Origin of the sequence: Sporolactobacillus sp. CQH2019 (assembly GCF_028765345.1) — a bacterium.
GTDB lineage: Bacteria > Bacillota > Bacilli > Bacillales > Sporolactobacillaceae > Sporolactobacillus.
This window is the reverse complement of sequence record NZ_JARAJZ010000003.1, coordinates 72,208-91,313: the sequence shown is the minus strand read 5'-3', so window position 1 is coordinate 91,313 and position 19,106 is coordinate 72,208. Positions and strand designations below refer to the sequence as shown.

The 19,106-nt window shown below is 50.2% G+C and carries 15 protein-coding genes and 1 other annotated feature; of the genes, 4 read left to right on the top strand and 11 right to left on the bottom strand.

The window, feature by feature from the left end; translation table 11 throughout:
- Positions 1–2: 2 nt before the first annotated feature.
- Entirely contained in the window at positions 3–959 is a 957-nt protein-coding gene (gene manA / locus OYT88_RS05365) for a mannose-6-phosphate isomerase, class I (RefSeq protein WP_274398416.1), read from the bottom strand.
- 285 nt (positions 960–1,244) lie between these two features.
- Between manA and OYT88_RS05360 the strand changes: the two genes are divergently transcribed.
- On the top strand, positions 1,245–2,420 hold the full coding sequence (locus OYT88_RS05360; RefSeq protein ID WP_443217492.1) for an amidohydrolase: 1,176 nt from the start codon (positions 1,245–1,247) through the stop codon (positions 2,418–2,420).
- 561 nt (positions 2,421–2,981) lie between these two features.
- On the opposite strand, the gene OYT88_RS05355 is transcribed toward OYT88_RS05360, so the two are convergent.
- The 4 genes from OYT88_RS05355 to OYT88_RS05340 all read right to left on the bottom strand — a co-directional run bounded on the left by OYT88_RS05355 (position 2,982) and on the right by OYT88_RS05340 (position 7,502).
- Positions 2,982–3,875, bottom strand: coding sequence for an ROK family protein (locus tag OYT88_RS05355; protein WP_274398412.1), 894 nt, complete (start codon positions 3,873–3,875; stop codon positions 2,982–2,984).
- Positions 3,876–4,111: 236 nt separating this feature from the next.
- The gene (locus OYT88_RS05350; protein ID WP_274398410.1) at positions 4,112–5,401 is read right to left on the bottom strand and encodes an MDR family MFS transporter; all 1,290 of its coding nucleotides are present in this window, start codon (positions 5,399–5,401) and stop codon (positions 4,112–4,114) included.
- A gap of 381 nt (positions 5,402–5,782) precedes the next feature.
- Positions 5,783–6,844 carry an iron-containing alcohol dehydrogenase family protein gene (locus OYT88_RS05345; RefSeq protein ID WP_274398408.1) on the bottom strand — a complete coding sequence of 354 codons (1,062 nt, stop codon included), beginning with the start codon at positions 6,842–6,844 and terminating at the stop codon, positions 5,783–5,785.
- Entirely contained in the window at positions 6,831–7,502 is a 672-nt protein-coding gene (locus OYT88_RS05340; RefSeq protein ID WP_274398406.1) for an MtnX-like HAD-IB family phosphatase, read from the bottom strand. Before OYT88_RS05340 ends, OYT88_RS05345 begins: the two co-directional genes overlap by 14 nt.
- A 197-nt stretch (positions 7,503–7,699) precedes the next feature.
- Here OYT88_RS05340 and OYT88_RS05335 point away from each other — a divergent pair, with 197 nt between their 5' ends.
- Positions 7,700–8,317, top strand: coding sequence for a ribosomal eL19 family protein (locus OYT88_RS05335; protein WP_274398404.1), 618 nt, complete (start codon positions 7,700–7,702; stop codon positions 8,315–8,317).
- A 493-nt stretch (positions 8,318–8,810) separates the two neighbouring features.
- On the opposite strand, the gene OYT88_RS05330 is transcribed toward OYT88_RS05335, so the two are convergent.
- Positions 8,811–9,380, bottom strand: a complete 570-nt coding sequence (locus OYT88_RS05330; protein WP_274398401.1) for a competence protein ComK — start codon at positions 9,378–9,380, stop codon at positions 8,811–8,813.
- 361 nt (positions 9,381–9,741) lie between these two features.
- Positions 9,742–12,096: a YfhO family protein gene (locus OYT88_RS05325; RefSeq protein ID WP_274398400.1), complete on the bottom strand. Its 2,355-nt coding sequence runs from the start codon at positions 12,094–12,096 to the stop codon at positions 9,742–9,744.
- Between the two features lie 286 nt (positions 12,097–12,382).
- On the opposite strand from OYT88_RS05325, the gene OYT88_RS05320 reads away from it, so the two are divergent.
- Both OYT88_RS05320 and OYT88_RS05315 read left to right on the top strand, forming a co-directional pair.
- The gene (locus OYT88_RS05320) at positions 12,383–13,270 is read left to right on the top strand and encodes an aldo/keto reductase (RefSeq protein WP_274398398.1); all 888 of its coding nucleotides are present in this window, start codon (positions 12,383–12,385) and stop codon (positions 13,268–13,270) included.
- Positions 13,271–13,383: 113 nt separating this feature from the next.
- Positions 13,384–14,121, top strand: a complete 738-nt coding sequence (locus OYT88_RS05315) for a YdcF family protein (protein WP_274398397.1) — start codon at positions 13,384–13,386, stop codon at positions 14,119–14,121.
- Between the two features lie 140 nt (positions 14,122–14,261).
- Here OYT88_RS05315 and OYT88_RS05310 read toward each other — a convergent pair whose 3' ends face one another.
- The 4 genes from OYT88_RS05310 to OYT88_RS05295 all read right to left on the bottom strand — a co-directional run bounded on the left by OYT88_RS05310 (position 14,262) and on the right by OYT88_RS05295 (position 18,618).
- Complete coding sequence (locus tag OYT88_RS05310) at positions 14,262–15,092, bottom strand: energy-coupling factor transporter transmembrane component T family protein (RefSeq protein WP_274398395.1); 831 nt, start codon at positions 15,090–15,092, stop codon at positions 14,262–14,264.
- Positions 15,064–16,797, bottom strand: a complete 1,734-nt coding sequence (locus tag OYT88_RS05305; RefSeq protein ID WP_274398394.1) for an ABC transporter ATP-binding protein — start codon at positions 16,795–16,797, stop codon at positions 15,064–15,066. The genes OYT88_RS05310 and OYT88_RS05305 overlap by 29 nt, the downstream gene beginning before the upstream one ends.
- A gap of 42 nt (positions 16,798–16,839) precedes the next feature.
- Positions 16,840–17,412 carry an ECF-type riboflavin transporter substrate-binding protein gene (locus OYT88_RS05300; RefSeq protein ID WP_274398393.1) on the bottom strand — a complete coding sequence of 191 codons (573 nt, stop codon included), beginning with the start codon at positions 17,410–17,412 and terminating at the stop codon, positions 16,840–16,842.
- A gap of 354 nt (positions 17,413–17,766) precedes the next feature.
- On the bottom strand, positions 17,767–18,618 hold the full coding sequence (locus tag OYT88_RS05295) for an SAM hydrolase/SAM-dependent halogenase family protein (protein WP_274398391.1): 852 nt from the start codon (positions 18,616–18,618) through the stop codon (positions 17,767–17,769).
- A gap of 121 nt (positions 18,619–18,739) precedes the next feature.
- Positions 18,740–19,016: a binding site (T-box leader), on the bottom strand.
- Between the last annotated feature and the right edge of the window lie 90 nt (positions 19,017–19,106).

The window sequence follows — 19,106 nt, the reverse complement described above, 5'->3', positions numbered from 1 at the left end:
TGTCAGACAGGATTCGAGACGATCAGATCCAGTGTTCCGGTCAGTGACAATGTTTCCGCCGATGATGGCACAATCAGATGATCGCCTTTTTTCAACGAATAATGTTCGTCTCCGATCAGGAGCGAACCTTCCCCGTTCAGCACGCTCATCAGGAGAAACGGCCAGTTCTTCCGAATTGGGCCGGCATGGCCGCGTATTTCCCAGTGGGATACGGCAAAATAATTTTCTCGCAGCAGTTCCGTGAATTTGGCCTCTGCCTCCTGGCGCACGCGGTAAGTCAGTTCCGGATCGACATGCGGACAATTGGCCACTTCAATCGACTGCTCAATATGCAGCTCGCGCCGCTTGCCGTCTTTTCCCGGCCGATCGTAATCATAGACGCGGTACGTCGTATCCGAACTCTGCTGGGTTTCGAGAATCAGGCAGCCGCTGCAGATCGCATGAATCGTTCCGCTCGGTACATAGAAGAAGTCACCCGGTTTGACTTTTACGCGGCGCAGCAGACTGTTCCATTTTTTCTCGTCTACGGCTTTCCTGAACGCCTCGCGCGACGGGGCTGTGTGTCCGTATACGATTTCCGAATTCTCATCGCAGTCGATAATGTACCAGCATTCCGTCTTGCCGAACGGGACATGCTCCTTCGCCCGGGCATAGGCGTCGTTCGGATGGACCTGTACGGACAGGTCGGCTTTGGCGTCAAGAATCTTCGTCAGCAGCGGAAAAGCATCTCCCTGGTAATTATCAAAAAGTTCCCTGTGGGCGGCCCAGGCTTCAGCCAGAGTTTTTCCTGCCAGCTTACCGTTTTTAATCACTGCAGGGCCGTTCGGATGTGCCGATATGCCCCAGCATTCTCCTGTCGTCTCGCTTGGAATCTGATATCCGAACTGATCCCGCAGCCGGGTACCGCCCCAGATTTTCTCATGAAGCGCCGGCTGCAGAAAAAGCGGTGTTTTGTCCATAACATTTCCTTCTCCCGTTGTATCTCAAAAATTTCTTTTTCTATTATAACATTCTTGCATGTGAGCAGGCGGCCGTGTTTGTGACAGGAAAAAGTAAGAAAGTCCGGTAAAGCTGCTAAAAATAGCGGTTTACGGTTTATGCATATAACAGCTCTCTAAAAATCCCCCGAATTCAATTTATAAAAGTTCGATCGATTTGCTAAAAACGGCCTGTTAAAATACACTAATATCAATTGCTCATATCAATGTCCGAGAGGCTAAAAGACAAATTCACTTTTTGAAAGGATGACGACGATGACGCTTCCCGATAAACCGGTTTGCGATGCGGCTGTTCAAGGAAAAATAAGCGAATTTTTCGATTATTTGCATATACATGCCGAAATCAGCATGAAAGAAACGAAAACAACGGAATGGATTAAGAAACGGCTCGACGCGCTCGGATGCCGTACTCAGACCTTTTCCGACTGCCCGGGCGTGATCGGTGAAATCGGCTCCGGAAAACCTGTTGTTGCGATCCGGGCAGACATGGATGCCCTCTGGCAGGAAGTCGGCGGAACGTTCCGGGCAAACCATTCCTGCGGCCATGACGCCCACATGAGCATCGTATTAGGAGTCGTCATGCTTCTGAAAAAATACCGGCCGACATCGGGCGGAACGATCCGTTTCGTTTTTCAGCCCGGCGAGGAGACCGGCGAAGGCGCCCGGGCCATGATTGCCCGCGGTGTCATGAGCGACGCCGATTATCTATTCGGGGTCCATCTCCGCCCGAACGAAGAGATTGCCGACGGGCGGGCGGAACCGGCAATTCTTCACGGTGCCTGCAAAACGATCAGCGCAGTGATTGAAGGCGAGGACGCCCATGCCGCGCGGCCGCATCTTGGCAAAAACGCGATCGAGGCCGCCTCGGCAATCATCGAGGGGCTGGGGCACATCCATATGAATCCCATGATCCCGAGTACAGTTAAAATGACAACGCTCCACTCCGGAACAGCGTCGAATATTATCCCCGGCCACGCGGAATTTACGCTGGATGTGCGAGCGCAGACAAACGAAGCAATGGCCGGACTGACCGAACAGGTGCGGCGTGTCATCCGCTCCGTTGCCGATGCCTTTTTAGTCCGGATTAAAATCAGTACCTCGCCCGGATGCATCAGCGCGCTCTATCATCCGGAAGCTATCGGCATTATGTCCGGCGCGATCACGGATATTCTGGGCAAAGGCCGGCTTGAACAGCCGCACCGTTCAAGCGGCGGAGATGATTTCCATCAGTATGCGTTCAACCTTCCGAATCTGAAAACGACGATGCTGGGTCTCGGATGCGGACTGAAACCCGGCCTTCACCATCCGCAGATGACGTTCAACCGGGAGGCGATGTTCTCCGGGAGCTCTATTCTCACGGCGGCCGCGCTGCGCACTTTAGAAAAGAACGGAAACATCGATCACTGCTTTCCGGCGGATTAAAAATGCCGAAAGTCAAGAGACGGAGCCGGCTGCAACTATTGAGCGTTTTAAGATTCATAGATTTTTCCAGCAAATATATACTGAAGAACACATCGAGTGTCCCTCATATCCGAGAGCTTGGATCCGCCGTCCATCGGAAGGCAATGGTTAACAGCGCGCTTTACCGGCTTAGATGGGTGGGATGAATAATCATCAAAAGGCAAATGGTCCGGTCCGTATCCGGGCAGGGACCTGCTTCTATTTTTTCAGCAGCTCGCCGTTCGTGTAAGGTATTCAGTTCACTATTTAATTCAGCAGCCATTAAAAAGGTTAAAATCTGTATGTTCATGGGCATTGTTTCAGTTTACTGCTAAACCAATCGGCAATGTACTTGCAAAAAGACCGATCCAAAATTCCCGAGCTGATGATTAACCATGGCCTATGAAATAAAACAGCCCGGCTCACTGCGGTGAAAAATCGATGTCCGGCCGACGAGGCGTCCGCCCAGCTTACATCGTCCCATGAAACCAAAAATCCGGCCGCCTGAGATTGAAGGACAGCCGGATTTCTCAATGCATTTATTCACGCCCGGGCAACCCGGCTCTCCGTGAACGCCTGTCTTGCCAGAATGAGCGCACCCGTAATGCCCGCGTTATCCCCCAGAGCCGGCGGTACCACATATTCGTCCAGATGTTCTTTCAATTCAGGAAGATCAAGATAACCGCCGAGAAGTTCCTGAAGCCTGATGCGGATCATCGGGAACAGCAGTTTCTGTTTCATCACTCCGCCGCCCATGACAATCCGTTCCGGTGAAAGAATCAGAATGTACTGCATCAGTGCCTGTGCCAGGTATTCCGCTTCTAATTTCCAGACTTTCAGATCATTTTTCAATTCGGACGCAGGTTTCCCCCATCTCGCTTCGAGAGCGGGGCCGGAAGCGAGCCCTTCCAGGCAGTCGCCGTGATAAGGACAGATGCCTTCAAACTTATCTTCCGGAGACCTGCGCAGCAGCACGTGGCCCATTTCCGGATGGGACAGGCCCTGCAGCAATTGATGATTGGTGACCAGTCCGGCCCCGATACCGGTGCCCACAGTGATGTAAAGGCAGCCGTCCAGCCCCTTTGCCGCTCCCCGATATAATTCACCGAGTGCCGCTCCGTTTACATCGGTACTGAAACCGACCGGAACATGCAGCGCCTCTTTCACGGTTCGGACAAGCGGGTAATCGGTCCATGCCAGCTTCGGCGTCGACATAATGCAGCCGTAGGTCGCGCTGTCTTTATTCAGGTCAATCGGCCCGAAAGATCCGATCCCCAAAGATTCGATTTTAAAATTCCGGAAAAACTGAATCACTTTAGGTATCGTCGCATCCGGATCTTCCGTCGCGACCCTTTCCCGCGCATAAATTTTTCCGTCCTCATCGCCAATCGCACAAACAAATTTTGTGCCGCCGGCCTCAATTCCCCCAAAATACATGATCATCGCATCCAATCTAATAGAATCTTTGTAAGCGCTGTCTAACTTTCATTATAACAAAATATTGGAAACAGGGTAACGACAATTTTGATAATTTATGTTATTTTTCGTATGGAAATCATGAGTCAAAACATTTATTTTCATACTTTTCATAATTTAACAATTTAAAGCAAAAACAGTTTCATAGGATTCCTGATCGGCCAAAATCGGCCCGGCCGCCGACGTCCGTGTTCTTTCTATTTTCCGACCACAATCCGGTTTTGATCGCTTTTTTGATGAAACAATGAAAAAACAAGCCCGTAAATGCCCATGCCTGAAAAAGCGAGTGCGGCAAGGATGAGAAAAGTCCAGGAATAGCCGAGCCAGACCGTCATCGGAATCGCCAGCGGAGCAATGGTCCGGCCCAGCGAAAACCGCAGGGCCGAAGCCGCAAAATACTGGGCGCGCAGTTCCTCAGGAGCAAGTCTGGCAACAAAACTGTCCTGTACGCCGACTGTCATCAGCTCAGCCCATGAAAACAGTACGATCGCAAGCAGCAGCAGCCAGGCATTTACTGTCGAACCGATCAGGATGATCGCCGCCCCATAGCAGAAAGAGGAGCCCATGAACACGCTGCTTTCCCTGAATTTCGTCATCCATTTCGTGACGATGACGGTAAAAAGTGCCACGCACAGCCCGTTCGTCGACACCATCAGGCTGAAAAGGCCTTTCCCGTCGACGCTGAGCACCCAGTCCCCGATCGTGATCAATGTCTGCTTCGGAACATTGCCGGTTGTGTAGACGGCTATGACCAGATCCAGCTGCATAAAGGTCTGGGCAACCAGAATGCCGGCCAGTATGTAAAGCAGGAACACGCGGTCCTTGAAAATCACCCGATAATCGCCCAACTGATTCTTGAGATACTCTGTCCAGTGCCCGGAATGCTGCAGCTGAGCCGTGCTTCCTCCGGAAACAGGCGCCGTCTCATGAATCCACCGTTTAAGTACATAGACGAGAGCCGCACTGACAGCGGTACAAACTGAAAGAAAGGCGAACCGGTCGTTAAAAAAGAAAATACCGCCCAGTAACGGACCGATGACGACCGCCACATTGATCGATGTATAAAAAATCGCAAATACATGGGCACGATATTTCTCGGGCACAACATCGGCAATCATCGCATGACTGGCCGGCCAGTAAAGCTGGCCGAACAGACCGAGCAGAGAAAAACTGATAAACGTGATCAGCGGCGAAACGATCCAGGGCGAGTTCGCCGCCGCAAAAAAAGCAAAACAGACCGCCTGCCCGACCGCCGAGAAAACCATCATCTTCTTTCTCCCGAAATGATCGGCGCAGTAACCGCCGAACAAGCCGATAACCGTACCGAAAACCTGCGAAAGAACGAGCAGCAGCCCCGCCGTTCCCTGTCCGAAAGTGGCCGAAAAATAGATCGCCATAAAAGGAAAATACATCCAGTATAAGATATTGAAAATGCCTTCTCCAATCAGACGGACTTTCAGATTAATGTCCCAGTCTTTCCATTTCATAAAAATTCACCCGCCCTTTTTTCCGTGAATCATCATTGGGCACATCCGAGAGCACAAAAAAAATCTGCAGTGAACACGGCAACAGCATGCCCACTACAGATTTTGCTTACAGTCCGTAATTGCATAGCCGCAACTGCCCCATGATGATTGGCTGTCGAAACGAAAAAGCGCACCCTTCATGCGTTTATTTCGTTATTCGTAAAAAACCCCATCATAAGCAGCTACGACCATTTTATAAAACCTCATTTTCTTCGGTTAAATGAAAATCACTTTTCCGGTTTCCATTATATCCCGCTTTTCAACATTTGGCAATGAGCCTTGCGAGAGGGGAGGGCTCCACGTTTTGAGCGGCCCTGCTTTCCCCTGCTCTCCGCCCTGTTCCTACCTGAGCACTTCCTGCAGAATCGGATCGTCATGCAGGATTTGATGCGCTAGTTTCCGGTACTCCGGCACGTGCAGATACGTATAGCGCATCGGTTTGATCTCAGGCGCCTTGTCGATCGCCCTGTCAAAATCGGACAGAGTCATCCCGAGTGTCTTTGCATAATTGAAAAATCCGGTACCCTTCAGCACTTTCGTTATTCGTTCATAACGATGATTCTGGACTTTGCTCATGAGGTAGGAAGCGACGCCGACCTGCACGCCGTGCAGCTGCGGGCGGGCGGAACAGATGTCGAGCGCATGCGAAATCAGGTGTTCGCTCCCGCTTGTCGGCGCGCTGTTTCCGGCAATCTCCATCGAAATGCCGGCCATCGTCAGTGAATCGACCAGTTCCTTCAGAAACAGATCGTCCCTGATCGTACCGAAATCTGTCCGGACAAAACTGTTGACCGCCTTCTTTGACAGCATCAGCGCACAATCGTCCACTCTCGTCTTTCCGCTCTTCTCCTCAAAGATCCAGTCTTCGGCCGCGGTGATCTTTGAAACGAGATCGCCGACGCCTGAATAGATGAAACACTCCGGTGCACTTTTGATCACATCGATATCAATAATAATGCCGTAGGGCATCTTCGCGTGCACGGAAATGCGCCGTCCGTGAATGGTCAGCGATGTGTTCGAACTCGAAAAACCGTCGTTCGATGTCGAAGTCGGAACACTGATGAACGGCCATTTGCGCAGCAAAGCCGTATATTTCGCGGCATCAAGCGCCTTCCCGCCGCCGATGCCGATCACCGCTTCCGTCTGAAACGGGAGCTGAAAGGCCCGATCAACGACGCCGTCGATATCAATATCCGTGATCTCTGTCGTCATCAAAACCTCGATACCGTTTTTTTCAAGAGAGGCGAACACTTTATCCCCGAGAAGATCAGTCAGACCCTGCCCGAAAAAAATCACGGCCTTTTTAAAACGGTGCCGCTTCAGCAGCCCGCCGATGCGGGCCATGTTTCCTTTTTTCACATCCAGAAGGGTCGGTACGACGATCTGATGATTAGCGGCTTCCATTGTTCAGAACCTCCTCATGATCCAGTAAATAGTCCTCAACATCCTTAAAGCTGCGGATCGGCACATACGGATGATGCCCGGCATCGAGCAGACCCTGCAGTTTTCCTTTAGCAAACGCCGTATCGGCCAGTTCGGCCGCCTGCAGATCCGGTCTGCTGTCTCCCGCAAAATAAACAGTATCGTAATCCCTGATTAAATCACGGGCCAGCTTCGCTTTATCGATACCGTACATCTCCGAGTAGTAACGTCCGTTCGGGTCAACCTTCAACTGAATGCCCCGGTTTGCGTAGATCCCCGGATTAGAATAAATCTTGACGCCGTGGACGCCATAATGACTGAAAATCCGCTTTATATAATAATCCGTTCCCGCACTGATTACGACAAAGTCGCCGCCCGCCCTTTGAACGTGTTCAATGACCTTCTTTGCGTCCGGATCGAACGGAATTTTCAGGATGTCTTCCTCGATTCCGGCCTGATCCCGATTGATCGCTCCGAATAAACGGGTCAGAAAATTAAGATCTGTCGTCACTTTACTGTCCCAATCCGCGTAAAGTTGCTCGCTGTCCTTTTGAAAATATTGATCAATAATGACATGAAAAAAATCTTTGCCCGTGAGGGTCCCGTCAAAGTCCGAAAGAAAAAGGAAAGCTTTTGTCATACAATAATTCTCCCTTTATCATTTCTGTTGTATCACAGATTCAGTATAACAGAATGCTCCGTGTCCGACGGCTGCTGCAAACGCAACCAATATGTCAAAGTTCTGAAACAAATGAGATCCGCTTTTTTAGGCCGGGTCCCCTCTTCGGCCGCCGCATTTTATCGCCAAACGGAGCGGCATTCAAAGATTATGCTAATATGCGGGAGAAACACCCAAATCGGCCGATTTCAGATTTCCTTCCGGCCGATTCCGGCATTCTATCGGCCGTTTCCTGCTCCCTTCCGGCCGATTCCGGCATTCCATCGGCCATTTCCTACTCCCTTCCGGCCGATTCCGGCATTCCATCGGCCGTTTCCTACTCCCTTCCGGCCGATTCCGGCATTCTATCGGCCAAATTCTGCTCCCTTCCGGCCAAATCCGGCACTCTATCGGCCGTTTCCTGCTCCCTTCCGGCCAAATCCGGCACTCTATCGGCCGTTTCCTACTCCCTTCCGGCCGATTCCGGCATTCTATCGGCCGTTTCCTGCTCCCTTCCGGCCGATTCCGGCATTCTATCGGCCGTTTCCTGCTCCCTTCCGGCCGATTCCGGCATTCTATCGGCCAAATTCTACTCCCTTCCGGCCAAATCCGGCACTCTATCGGCCGTTTCCTGCTCCCTTCCGGCTAAATCCGGCACTTCTGGAGAAGCGGTTCAAGCCATACCGTTCAGACACGGGCGCTTCCTCGGCTTATCATTTTTAGAAATGGTGTTCCGGATGAAAGAAAACCTTATCTTTGAAAGATCGGCCGTGGCCGTTATGACATCCTTAGTATGAATTTAAAAAACTTTTTTACACGCCGGGCGAACGGAAAATCCGCCTGCTTCTCGGCTGTTTCCGCTCCGCTGTTCCAAGCAGTCCTCATGGTCGCGCTTAACCGGATGTTCAACCTTCATAATCAGCATCGGCTACATCGAATGCCCTCAGGCAATTGAAGATACTTGTATCTGCTCCCATACCGGCCCGGTCCTCCAAACGGATCCTTGCTGCCCGCTTTCCCTCCCGCCGAGAACCGGCCTGGATGAGGCGGCACTAAGCCGTCCTGCGGGTTTTCTTTACCTGAAAAAATTCTTCTCAATACTCCCTTAAGATAACGGCCACGTCCCATACCGGGACCATTATTTTGTGCGTGCGGAAGGGTGAACAACCCGGGCGCTGCAGAATTCTCCTGGGCTGTTCGAGCTTGGCGCCATTTGAAGGAAGAATCCATCGGCGGCAGCAAATGCGTTTATTCGGCCTGTTCGGAGCCCGTCACCATTTGAAAAGTACTTTATTCAACGGCCGGAGTTTTTTCGCAAATCGAATAAGTCCCCCGTTCATTGATGATCAGATGCTCGGCAGAACTTATCTCCAACATTTCAGGATACTCATTTGCGGACCGCCGGGGTGCCATCCGTTCACAGAGCTGATAGCGGAACTGCGCCGCTCTCATCAGTTTGCTTTGAAAAACATTCAGCTGGACCGGAACCGGGATCTTGCGGCCGTTCATCAGATGGACCATGACATGCCTCTCACCGCACTTTCTCCAATCCCTGATATGTGTGTGCGAAAGCCAGACACATTCCCGTCTTGCTTCTGACATTAACGGGAAGAAGTAGAGGCCGAGCTCGCTGCAGATGCAGATCGGCGGCATGCTTTTGTAACCCATGGAAACCGCCCCCTTTTTTCTTCCGCTGAAGGTAGAGCCGAAATAACCGCATGAATAATGGAGCACCTGATAAGGCGTCTGCGGAAGCGAAAGGATTCGCTCCTCTTCAATAACCCATGTCTGCAGGCTGCCGTCCGGGCTATCGTACGGCAGTAAAGCCATCGTTTTCTGACTGATAATATACTGATCCATTCTACCCATCCTTTTCATTTTTGGTTGGTCAATCCGCTCTTTCGACCGGATCTGGAAGTAAACGCCTGAGGCCTGCCGTGCTTCATGCCCGTTTCAGGCGGCATTCATCCGCATGGATCCGCACGTGTCGATTTTTGGACGAGCATTCAGAGAAATTGCTTGGAAAAAGGAACCGCCGCAGGAGGGAAAAGCTTGGATTCGGCGATTATCGTGAAGATAAAAAATAAAGCTTTCAGAGTGGGCAAAGAATTTTTATTCTTTATTGTAAAGAAAATACCATAATTTTCAATTCTTTTCAATCGTTGATCACCGAAAAATCCAGCCGTTCAAAAAAAATTCAAATATGAACGAATCTTCCCTTTTAACTCAATGTTCGTCCCGGAGGGGTCTTACCAAACGGATTCGACAGCCGCTCGCTGAATTTTTTTCCTCCGTAAATCCACCCTGCCCACAGGACAAGCGATAGAAGAGAAATGAAAATTCCGGCGGTCAGACCGGGCGTCTGATAAGTAAAGCGGATCGTATTGTTCCCTTCATTTACCGGAACGATCATAAATCCATCCGTGTTGAGAATTTGCACGGGCTGCCCGTTGACGGTCGCACTCCAGCCTTGATCATATGGAACACTGAAGAAGGCGTACTTTTCGGAATCGGTACGAATTTTTGAAGTGAAGCCGTGCTGGTCGCGGTGAAAATAAGTGGACGCCTCGCTTGCCCGTGCCCGTACATCCTGAAGATAATTTCCGCTTTCAATCGAGTTCAGCTGAGAAATGGGAATCGGCAGCAAAAAGTTCTTCACCCGGCTGACTTCCGAAGGAGACAGAACCACGGCTTTAAGCAGTGCCAGATGCCGGTCTTCCGCCGGGATCATGTTGAACTGTTTGGTTGTCATGTAATAGTCGTACGTAAATCCGATCGGCAGCACGTTTTTATTTTCATAAACATAGACGGTATTTGTTCCATTATTAAATTGCGCGTAGAGATAGCCGTTTTTATCCTGGACCGTATCGATGTAAAATCGTTCGGAGAGCAGCGGCTGAAGGCCGAAATAGCTGTCGGGAATAATCGTCTTGACTTCACGCGGGTCGTCGAGAGATCTGTAAAAATTAAAAATCGAGCCGTTGACCATGCTCGTAAATGAATTTACGGTCGGCGTATTGGAAACCATCGGCAGATTCGATCCGTCATCGCTGATTCCCACCCGATAATCCTCGCTTTTCGGCAGAACCGCGTTCAGAAACCGGGCCGTTTTTATCAGCGTATTATAGATATCGCTTCCCGACTGATAGCTGTAAACACTGTTCGTGACTTCAATATTGAATAATCCCAGTCCGCCCGAAAATAGAACGAGCACCGCCGTCGTCACGAGCGTCCAGTATTTTGTGCTTTTAAAGCGCCCGATCAGATAGTAGGTGCCCGCCAGGCCGGCCAGAGTGACACTCAGATAGAAAAGGAAAAGATCCGGACGAAAGACAGCGCTTTTTTCACTCGGGCTCCATGGATAAAAGAACAGAAAAACGGCAAGCAAAGCCGTGGCACCGGCTGTGATCAGCCACCCCTTTCTGATACTTCTGATGCTGATCTCGTTTCTTTTTTCAAGGACGACAGCCGACATTAGTGCCATAATCAGAACCGGCATATAGAACCAGCGGGCATAGTAGGAGGCGTTCAGTACGTAGAACAGGCTGTTCAGGAGCGGTATGCAGGCCATGATCAAAGACAGGAGCGTAATCCGCGACATCCAGTTTTTCCGTTCTCCGATCATCATCGCGATCACCAGAACCGGCCCGAACAGCGGCAGGTACGCACCGCTGGAAGTAAAATCCGAATCATAAATGGCGGACTGGTACGGCATCAGATCGGCCGGCATCAGGAACGCCTTAATAATTTCCAGATAGCGGGCTCCGTCAAACGTTAAAGCGCTCGGTCCGTAAAGGAAAGCATTCAAGCGCGGGTTCTGGACAGTAAAAAGAACGGCAGGAAGAAAAAGAAAGCAGGCCATGCCTAAACCGACAGCCCCCTCGAGCAGACATTTAGGAAGCGCCCGTATGTATTTTCGAATATCTTCAGCCAAAAACCGTATACAGAAATAGAGAATCAGAAAGACAAGCTCGCCCATGAAAAAGAAAAAATTCAATGTGGCGTTCAGCGCGACCGCTGCCGCAAACCAGCCGTGCTTTCGGTCCTCTACTAATTTATCCATGCCTGCCAGCAGCAGAGGAAAAAACGCAATTACATCCTGAAAGTGATTGAACATCAGATTGACGACGGAAAAGCCGGAAAAGGCGTAGAGCAAGGCGCCCATTGCCGCATAATGCTTATCGGATACATAACGTTTCATATATCCGAACGCGGTCATTCCCGCAACGCAGTATTTCAGCATCAGCATCGGACCGATAATGTACGGAAAAAAAGAAGCGGGAAAAAGCAGGCTGAGCCAGAAAAAAGGGCTGCCCAGCGTATAAAAGCTGTAAGAACCGATAAAATTACTTCCAAGATCCGTTGCCCAGCTCCAAAATATATCTCCGTGCTTAATCGAGCTGTTGCTGAGCATGTTAAACGGGATCTGCTGATAATTAAAATCGCCCACAAGCGTAAACAGGCCCTTATTGATGATAATGGAAGGAAGAAACATCAGTCCGGAAGTCAGCAGACAAAGCAAAAACACTTTGGTGTAATCAGATTGAAAGGTCTTTTTCAGTACGGAAACGGCCATGGCCGACAGGCTCCTCCTTCATCCGTGCGGCAAATATTCAAAATAAGTTCTATTCTTATTATGCATGACCGGGCTGTTTTTTGAAACAAATTTCAGCCCGAATCAAAAATCCGCGCCCGTTATCTATGTCTGTTACATATCATTCGAACGGCGCACAGCGAATATGAATCTCAAAATACCGCAAAATCTTTGGCTTCGGGAAAATATCATGCGATAATAAACGGGAAAGTTCTGAAATAAAGTTTAGCGGAGATGATTCATCCTGATTAAAATAAGCGACAGGGAAATGGAAACCGTCAGACAGCAGGTAAGCAGCTGCACCGTCACGCTGACAGACGGGACAACGGTTCCGGCAATCGGCCAAGGAACATGGCATATGGGCGATGTCCCATCCAAAAGGAATACTGAAATTGAAGCACTCAGACTGGGGATCCGGCTCGGAATGACGCTGATCGATACTGCCGAGCTTTACGGCTATGGAAAATCCGAGCGGGTCGTCAGCGAGGCAATCAGCGGACTTCGCGATCAGGTTTTTCTTGTCAGTAAAGCTCTGCCCAGCCATGGCGATCCGAAAAGCCTGGCCGCTGCGTGCGAGAACAGCCTCCGCAGGCTCGGGACCGACCATCTGGATCTCTACCTGCTTCACTGGAAAGGCACCGTCCCGATTGAAGAAACCATTGAAGGAATGGAAACATTAAAGAAAAACGGAAAAATTTTGCGCTGGGGCGTGTCGAACTTCGACAGGGCAGACATGGAAAACATGTGGAGCAGAACGAACGGATCCAACTGCGCAGCCAATCAGGTCCTGTACCATCTGGGATCACGCGGCATCGAAGTGGATCTGCTCCAGTGGCAAAAAGAACAGCACATGCCGGTCATGGCTTACTGCCCGCTCGCTGAAGCAGGCTCGCTCAAGAAACGGCTTTTAACAGATCCGGCAGTGTCCGGCATCGCGGCTGCTCACGGGATCACGCCGCTGCAGCTGCTGCTCGCCTGGTGCATCCGCCGCCGTGCCGGATCGGAACGCGTCATTGCTATTCCGAAAGCCGGACAGCCGGAACATGTCCTGGAAAATGCCCGGGCCGCAGCCGTCATCCTTTCCGATGCCGAGCAGGCCGCGCTGGATCGGGCCTTCCCCCGCCCATCGCGCAAAGTCCCGCTGGACATTGTATAATAGGCATATCCCCTGAGCTCAGCTCTTAAATGAAACAGCAAGATGCATGATTATGGCAAGGCGATCGGAGACTTACCGCAGTCTTTCCGCATGCCCGAAAAGAGGAGCCTTTTATGGAATATATCATTAAATTCGTTTATGGATTCATTCTGCCGCCCGGGCTGTTTGTGACTCTGCTCGTTATTTTGAGCATACGGATCCGGCGGCATCGCCCTGTTGCCATTATCACAGGGAGTCTGGCTGTTCTCCTTTATCTCTCCTACATACCGATTACGGGCGATCTGCTCCTTCATCCGCTCGAAAACGCTTATCAGCCGCCTTCTCACCCAAGTGGAGACGTCATCGTCATGCTCGGCGGCGGGGCGACCCCGGACACCCCCGATATCAACGGAAAGGGACAATTATCCGGCGACGCGGCAAATCGTCTTTTAACGACTTTCCGATTATATAAATTAACCGGCCTGCCGATTATCTTATCAGGAGGAAAAGTCTTCCCGGACAGCGGCATTGAGGCAGATATCGCCAAACGGCAGCTGATCGCTTTAGGCGTCCCCGGAAATAAAATCATGACGGAAAACAAAAGTATCACGACCACGCAAAATGCCCGAAATACGAAAGCGGTCATGCGTACCCATCGGCTTAATCGCCCTATCCTCGTCACTTCCGCATTTCATATGCGCCGGGCCGTGATGAATTTTAATAAAACAGGCGTGCAGGTCCAGCCTTATCCGACGGACTATCTGACCAGCCGCAGACTGTCCGTCTATCCGATGCAATTTGTCCCTTCGGAGGGCTCCGCAACTTCTACGGCCGTGAAGGAATATATAGGGATCCTGGCCCTGTATTTCTGACGTCCGTCTGCCTGTATGCGATCCGTAAAAATTGACAGACAAAAAAGCCCGTCAACGGCTATTCTATGGCACCGGCCTCATCACTCAGCGGAAGCAAAAGACGCCTCCGAAAAACTTTCGAAGACGTTCTTTTGTGCCATTTATTTAAACGGGTTATAAAAACGGCCGCCCTGCTGAAAAGCAAGCATCAGCGAAAGAATAAACAGCATCGCACAAAATCCGATGGCCGCATAATCGCGTGCAGTAAACGACTGTGCTCTGTACCAGGTTCTCTTTTTCTTCTTGCCGAAGCCGCGCAGCATCATGCCGTTGCTGATCACTTCGATACGGTCAAGGCTTGAGAAGATTAACGGAATAACAATGGCCGCTCCATTTTTCATTCTTTTCCGGAACTTCGTTTTTTTTGAAAGATCAATCCCCCTTGCCTGTTGCGCCAGAGCAATTTCGCGATAGTCGCGCTGAATATCGGGAATGTAACGGAGCGTGATTGCGATAGCGTAGGCGATCCGGTAACTGATGCCGATCTTATTCACCGACGCAGCAAATTCGCTTGGATTCGTCGTCACAATAAAAAGCAGGGCGAACGGGATGACACTGAAATACTTCAGCGTAATATTGAATTCGTAAAAAAACTGTTCCATAGTGAGCGAATAGTGTCCGGGCAGCTGCAAAATCACATGTTTCGTACTGTAAATTCCGACTCCCTGCTGAGGCGCAAAAGCAAAAATAGCCAGATCATTGAGCAACAGAAAAAGAAGAATAAATGTCAGAATAAACGAAACTTCGCGAAATCGGATTCCGGACAGTTTAAAAACCGCGAGACCTGTGATCAGCATAGCGAGCAAAATTCTCGTATCATAAGTGCTCATTCCGACGACGGACAAAATTATAAAACAGACAAGCTTTGCGGCGCCTGTCAGCCGGTGAATCGGAGACGGCCGGTCAATAAAACTCAGCATTCGCATGTCCATAATGCGAGCGCTCCTCTCTTTCTTCAACAATGAACCGTTCCACAAAATCAGGCGGATCAGGGAAACCTATCCGCTCCGCAAGACGGAAAAGCGAGGTCGTCTTTAAGCCGGCCCGTGCGGCCGTTTCGGGATCGGATAGCAGTTGTGACGGGGATCGGTCGGCAATTTTTACACCGTCCGTCATGACAATGGCCCGATCTGTATATTCAAGCAGGAGATGCATGTCGTGAGTAATCATAACGATGGTCATGCCCTGATTGTTCAGCTGATCCAGAAATCGCATGATCTCTGTGTAATGTCTGTAATCCTGCCCTGCTGTCGGTTCATCAAGAATCAGGATATCCGGCCGGAGGACAAGAATAGAAGCAATGGTTACCCGCTTTTTCTGCCCAAAGCTGAGTGCGGAGACCGGCCAGTGTCTGAATGGATACAGGCCGCAGATTTTCAACGTCTCATAGACCCGCTCTTCGATTTTCCGCGGGTCCGTCCCGCGAATCCTAAGGCCGAACGCCACTTCATCGAAAATCATCTGCTGCGAAATCATCTGATTCGGGCTCTGCATGACAAGACCGATATGTTCGGACCGTTCTTTAATCGTCCAGTCTTTCATATCGCTGCCCTGAAAGAAAAGACTGCCGGACATAGGTTTTTCCAAACCACAAATCAATTTCGTCAGCGTCGATTTCCCCGCTCCGTTCTTTCCCACGATACCGATTCTTTCTCCCTTCCCGATTGAAAAGGAAACATCACGTAAAACCGGTAGACCGGTTTTATACTGAAAGGACACCTGACTGAGATTTAAAGCAGAAGCAGCAGCCGCTTTATCTTCATCGCGACCTTTCGCCTGCGCCCATGAAACAAGCGGTTTCCGGATAACGGAAAGATCCAGCGTCTCAATGTGCTCCGGATGCAGATCCGGCGTTACCGCGATGCCTGCCTTTTTCAGAGCGGAAAGATAAAGCGGCTCCCGGACCCCGTTTTTTCTCAGAACTTCCGAGGCAAGCAGTTTATTGGGCGGGGCATCTGCCACAATTCTTCCTTCCGATAGGACGATTACGCGATCAACATCGATTTCCAGCACATCTTCGAGACGATGCTCAATGATAACAACCGTGATGCCGCTTACCCGATGAATGCGGTCGATCAGCTGCATCGTCTGTTTTCCGGCCGCGGGATCCAGATTGGCAAGCGGTTCATCAAAAAGAAGAAGGCGGACAGGGTCAACCAAAACTCCGGCAAGCGACACCCTCTGCTTCTGCCCGCCTGACAGATCATGCGGCGACCGGTCAAGAAAAGCGTTCATTCCTACCCGAACCGCAGCCGTGCGAACCCTTTCCTTCATCTCTTCTTGAGCGACGGCATCGTTTTCCAGCGCAAATGCAATATCTTCTCCGACCGTCAGCCCGATAAATTGGGCATCCGTATCCTGGAGGACGGTCCCCACTGTTTTTGAGAGATCAAACAGGCTCCGGTCTCTTGTCTCATGCCCCATTACTTTAACCGATCCTTGCATTTCTCCCTTGTAAGAATTCGGAATCAGTCCATTCATGCAGTTTCCAAGCGTACTTTTCCCACATCCGGACGGACCGGCAATCAGTGCGATCTCCCCTTCAAAAATATCAAGATTCAGATCATGCAATGTAGGACTTTCCTGACTGACGTACTTGTAACTGAAGTTTTTAAATGAAACAATGGCTTTTTTCATAAGAATTCCTGACGTTTTTTCATAGATTTCACAGGTTGGAAATCACGCTTCTTTCTTAAGGCTCCCCTTTTTCGTTTGTGTTTTTGCATAAATCCAGATAAGCAATGTCCCGAAAATTCCGACAGTCACGATATCAAGGATCCCGGCAACAAATCCTTGAAGGAAGACTTTATTTGCCGGTTCACTATAAATAACGATATCAAGAACCGGCGCGATCAGAAACCATCCGACGGCCTGAGTCATTACCTGAGTGGCATTGAAGATCACAACCGATTTCCAATCAAAAATGCCTTCGGTTATTTTCAAACGGCTGCTAATTAAACCGAACCCTACGCCGACTAACGTCGAAACAATGACCCAGCTCCACCAGACTGATCCATATTGAAGGGCATCACCCAGCGAATGACCGATCAGGCCAATCAGTCCGCCGGCTACAGGTCCGTAAATGACCGCTATTAATGCAAGAAAAATGTATGAAAGCTGAATGGTTGTGTTCGGCACAATACCGGCAGGAATTGAAATATAGCGTAGGATAATAAAAATTGCAGCCCCGATGCCGATCGCGACAATCGTTCGGATGGATAACAGTTCCTTACTGCTTTTAGCTTTTACCATTTTTGTCAGCACTTCCTTCTCTTAAAATGAATGAATAAGTTCTAAAAAGGCCATTTGCGGGATACAGCTGTTTTAATGCGGAGCACGGGGACTCTTTCAGCCGGGGAAAACCGCCATTCCTAAATCATCCGTTCCTGCCGGTCATTTGATTATTCCGAATCATGTGTTCCCCCGATAACTTTACTCAGCAGCGGGCCTGGGAACGGCAGGCGATCGCGATTTTCTTTATTGTTGCAGTACCACCTCCTAAAAGTTATTCCGGAAAACTGTTAAAAAAGCTGTTTATCCCGTTTCCGCAGCATCACCTCCTTAAAGGCTGTTTTTCAAATAAACGGATCAACGGAAATTGGGGGCCTAAAACTGCCCTTGTATTTTCCTGAATGAAATGTGCCAGTTCGATCCCGTTCCGATGCTGTAAGCTTTGGCAAATGATCCCTGATTGATGGCGATTCCCATGTTTTGAAGAGAATTGACGTAGATCAGCGGCTCGCCGATCGCGACGGCGGCAAATGAACGGGCGAACGCCATCGTATTTTCATAAATATTCCGGGTATCGTTTCTGATGCTGACTTCAAGCCGCTCGCCTTGACGCACGTTGAGCTGGTGAAACAGGCCATGGCCGATGTTGGTCCAGAGATTGCCGAAACGCACGTCCAGCACATCAATCATTCCGGCGACACGGTTTTCTTTTTTGAAAGGCGGAACGATCGGCAGTTCGACAACCGAATCGGCCGGAACACGTTTTCCGAAATGATCGAAGTCAATGAGACCGGACGCCAGACGCGCCCCCGTATAGGCGTAAATGTCGCGGCCGAAAAATGTATAGGATTCTCCGGTATTCGGCAGTTTGTTAGCCTTTTCATCAAAGACACGCGCGCTTTCGATCCCGTCCATTTTTTTGATGTGTGTCAGAGTCCCGTTGTCCGGCGTGATGATATACTGGCCGCGCCGCGTTCTGGCTATAACGCTCCGCCGCGTCGATCCGACGCCCGGGTCGACGACCGAAACAAACACCGTTCCTCCAGGCCAATAGTCCACCGCCTGCCGCAGCCGGTACGACGCTTCCCACACGTTGTACTGAGGGATATCATGTGTCAGATCAAAAATCTTCAGCGTCGGATCCACCGTATTCGCTACCCCGTACATCGCACAGACAGCCCCGTCGACTAATCCGAAATCCGTTTGAAAAACCAGTGCTTTGCTCATTCCGTTCACCTTTCTTTATGAGTTTTCGTGCCGAACGACCGCCGGAATGTTCTGCAGCATGCCGTGCGATCCTTCCGCTCCGTTTCTGCCCGCACAAAAAAACCCCGTCCTTAACTTATTATGAAAGGACGAGGTTTTATTCACGTGGTACCACCTTTATTCACCGGCTATTCACATCGCCGGCCTCAGCGAGTACGGAAGCAGCCCGAGGCGCATTCGTATACTCCGGTTTTGATAACAAGAACCTTAACTTGTCGCGGCTTACTTCGTCTGGAAATACACTGTTCGGCAGCGCAGCTCGGAGGCCATGTTCGAAAGCCGTCTTTTGCTCCCTTGCACCGAACGGAGCTCTCTGCAGAAAAGCCGGACTCTCTACTTCTTCTCTTCATCGCTTTTATTTATGCGTTCTTAAAACTTATTTCAGTTATAATCCTATTCTTCCCAAAAATCAAGATATAAAATCGCTCTAAAAATGACGTTCCCCACCG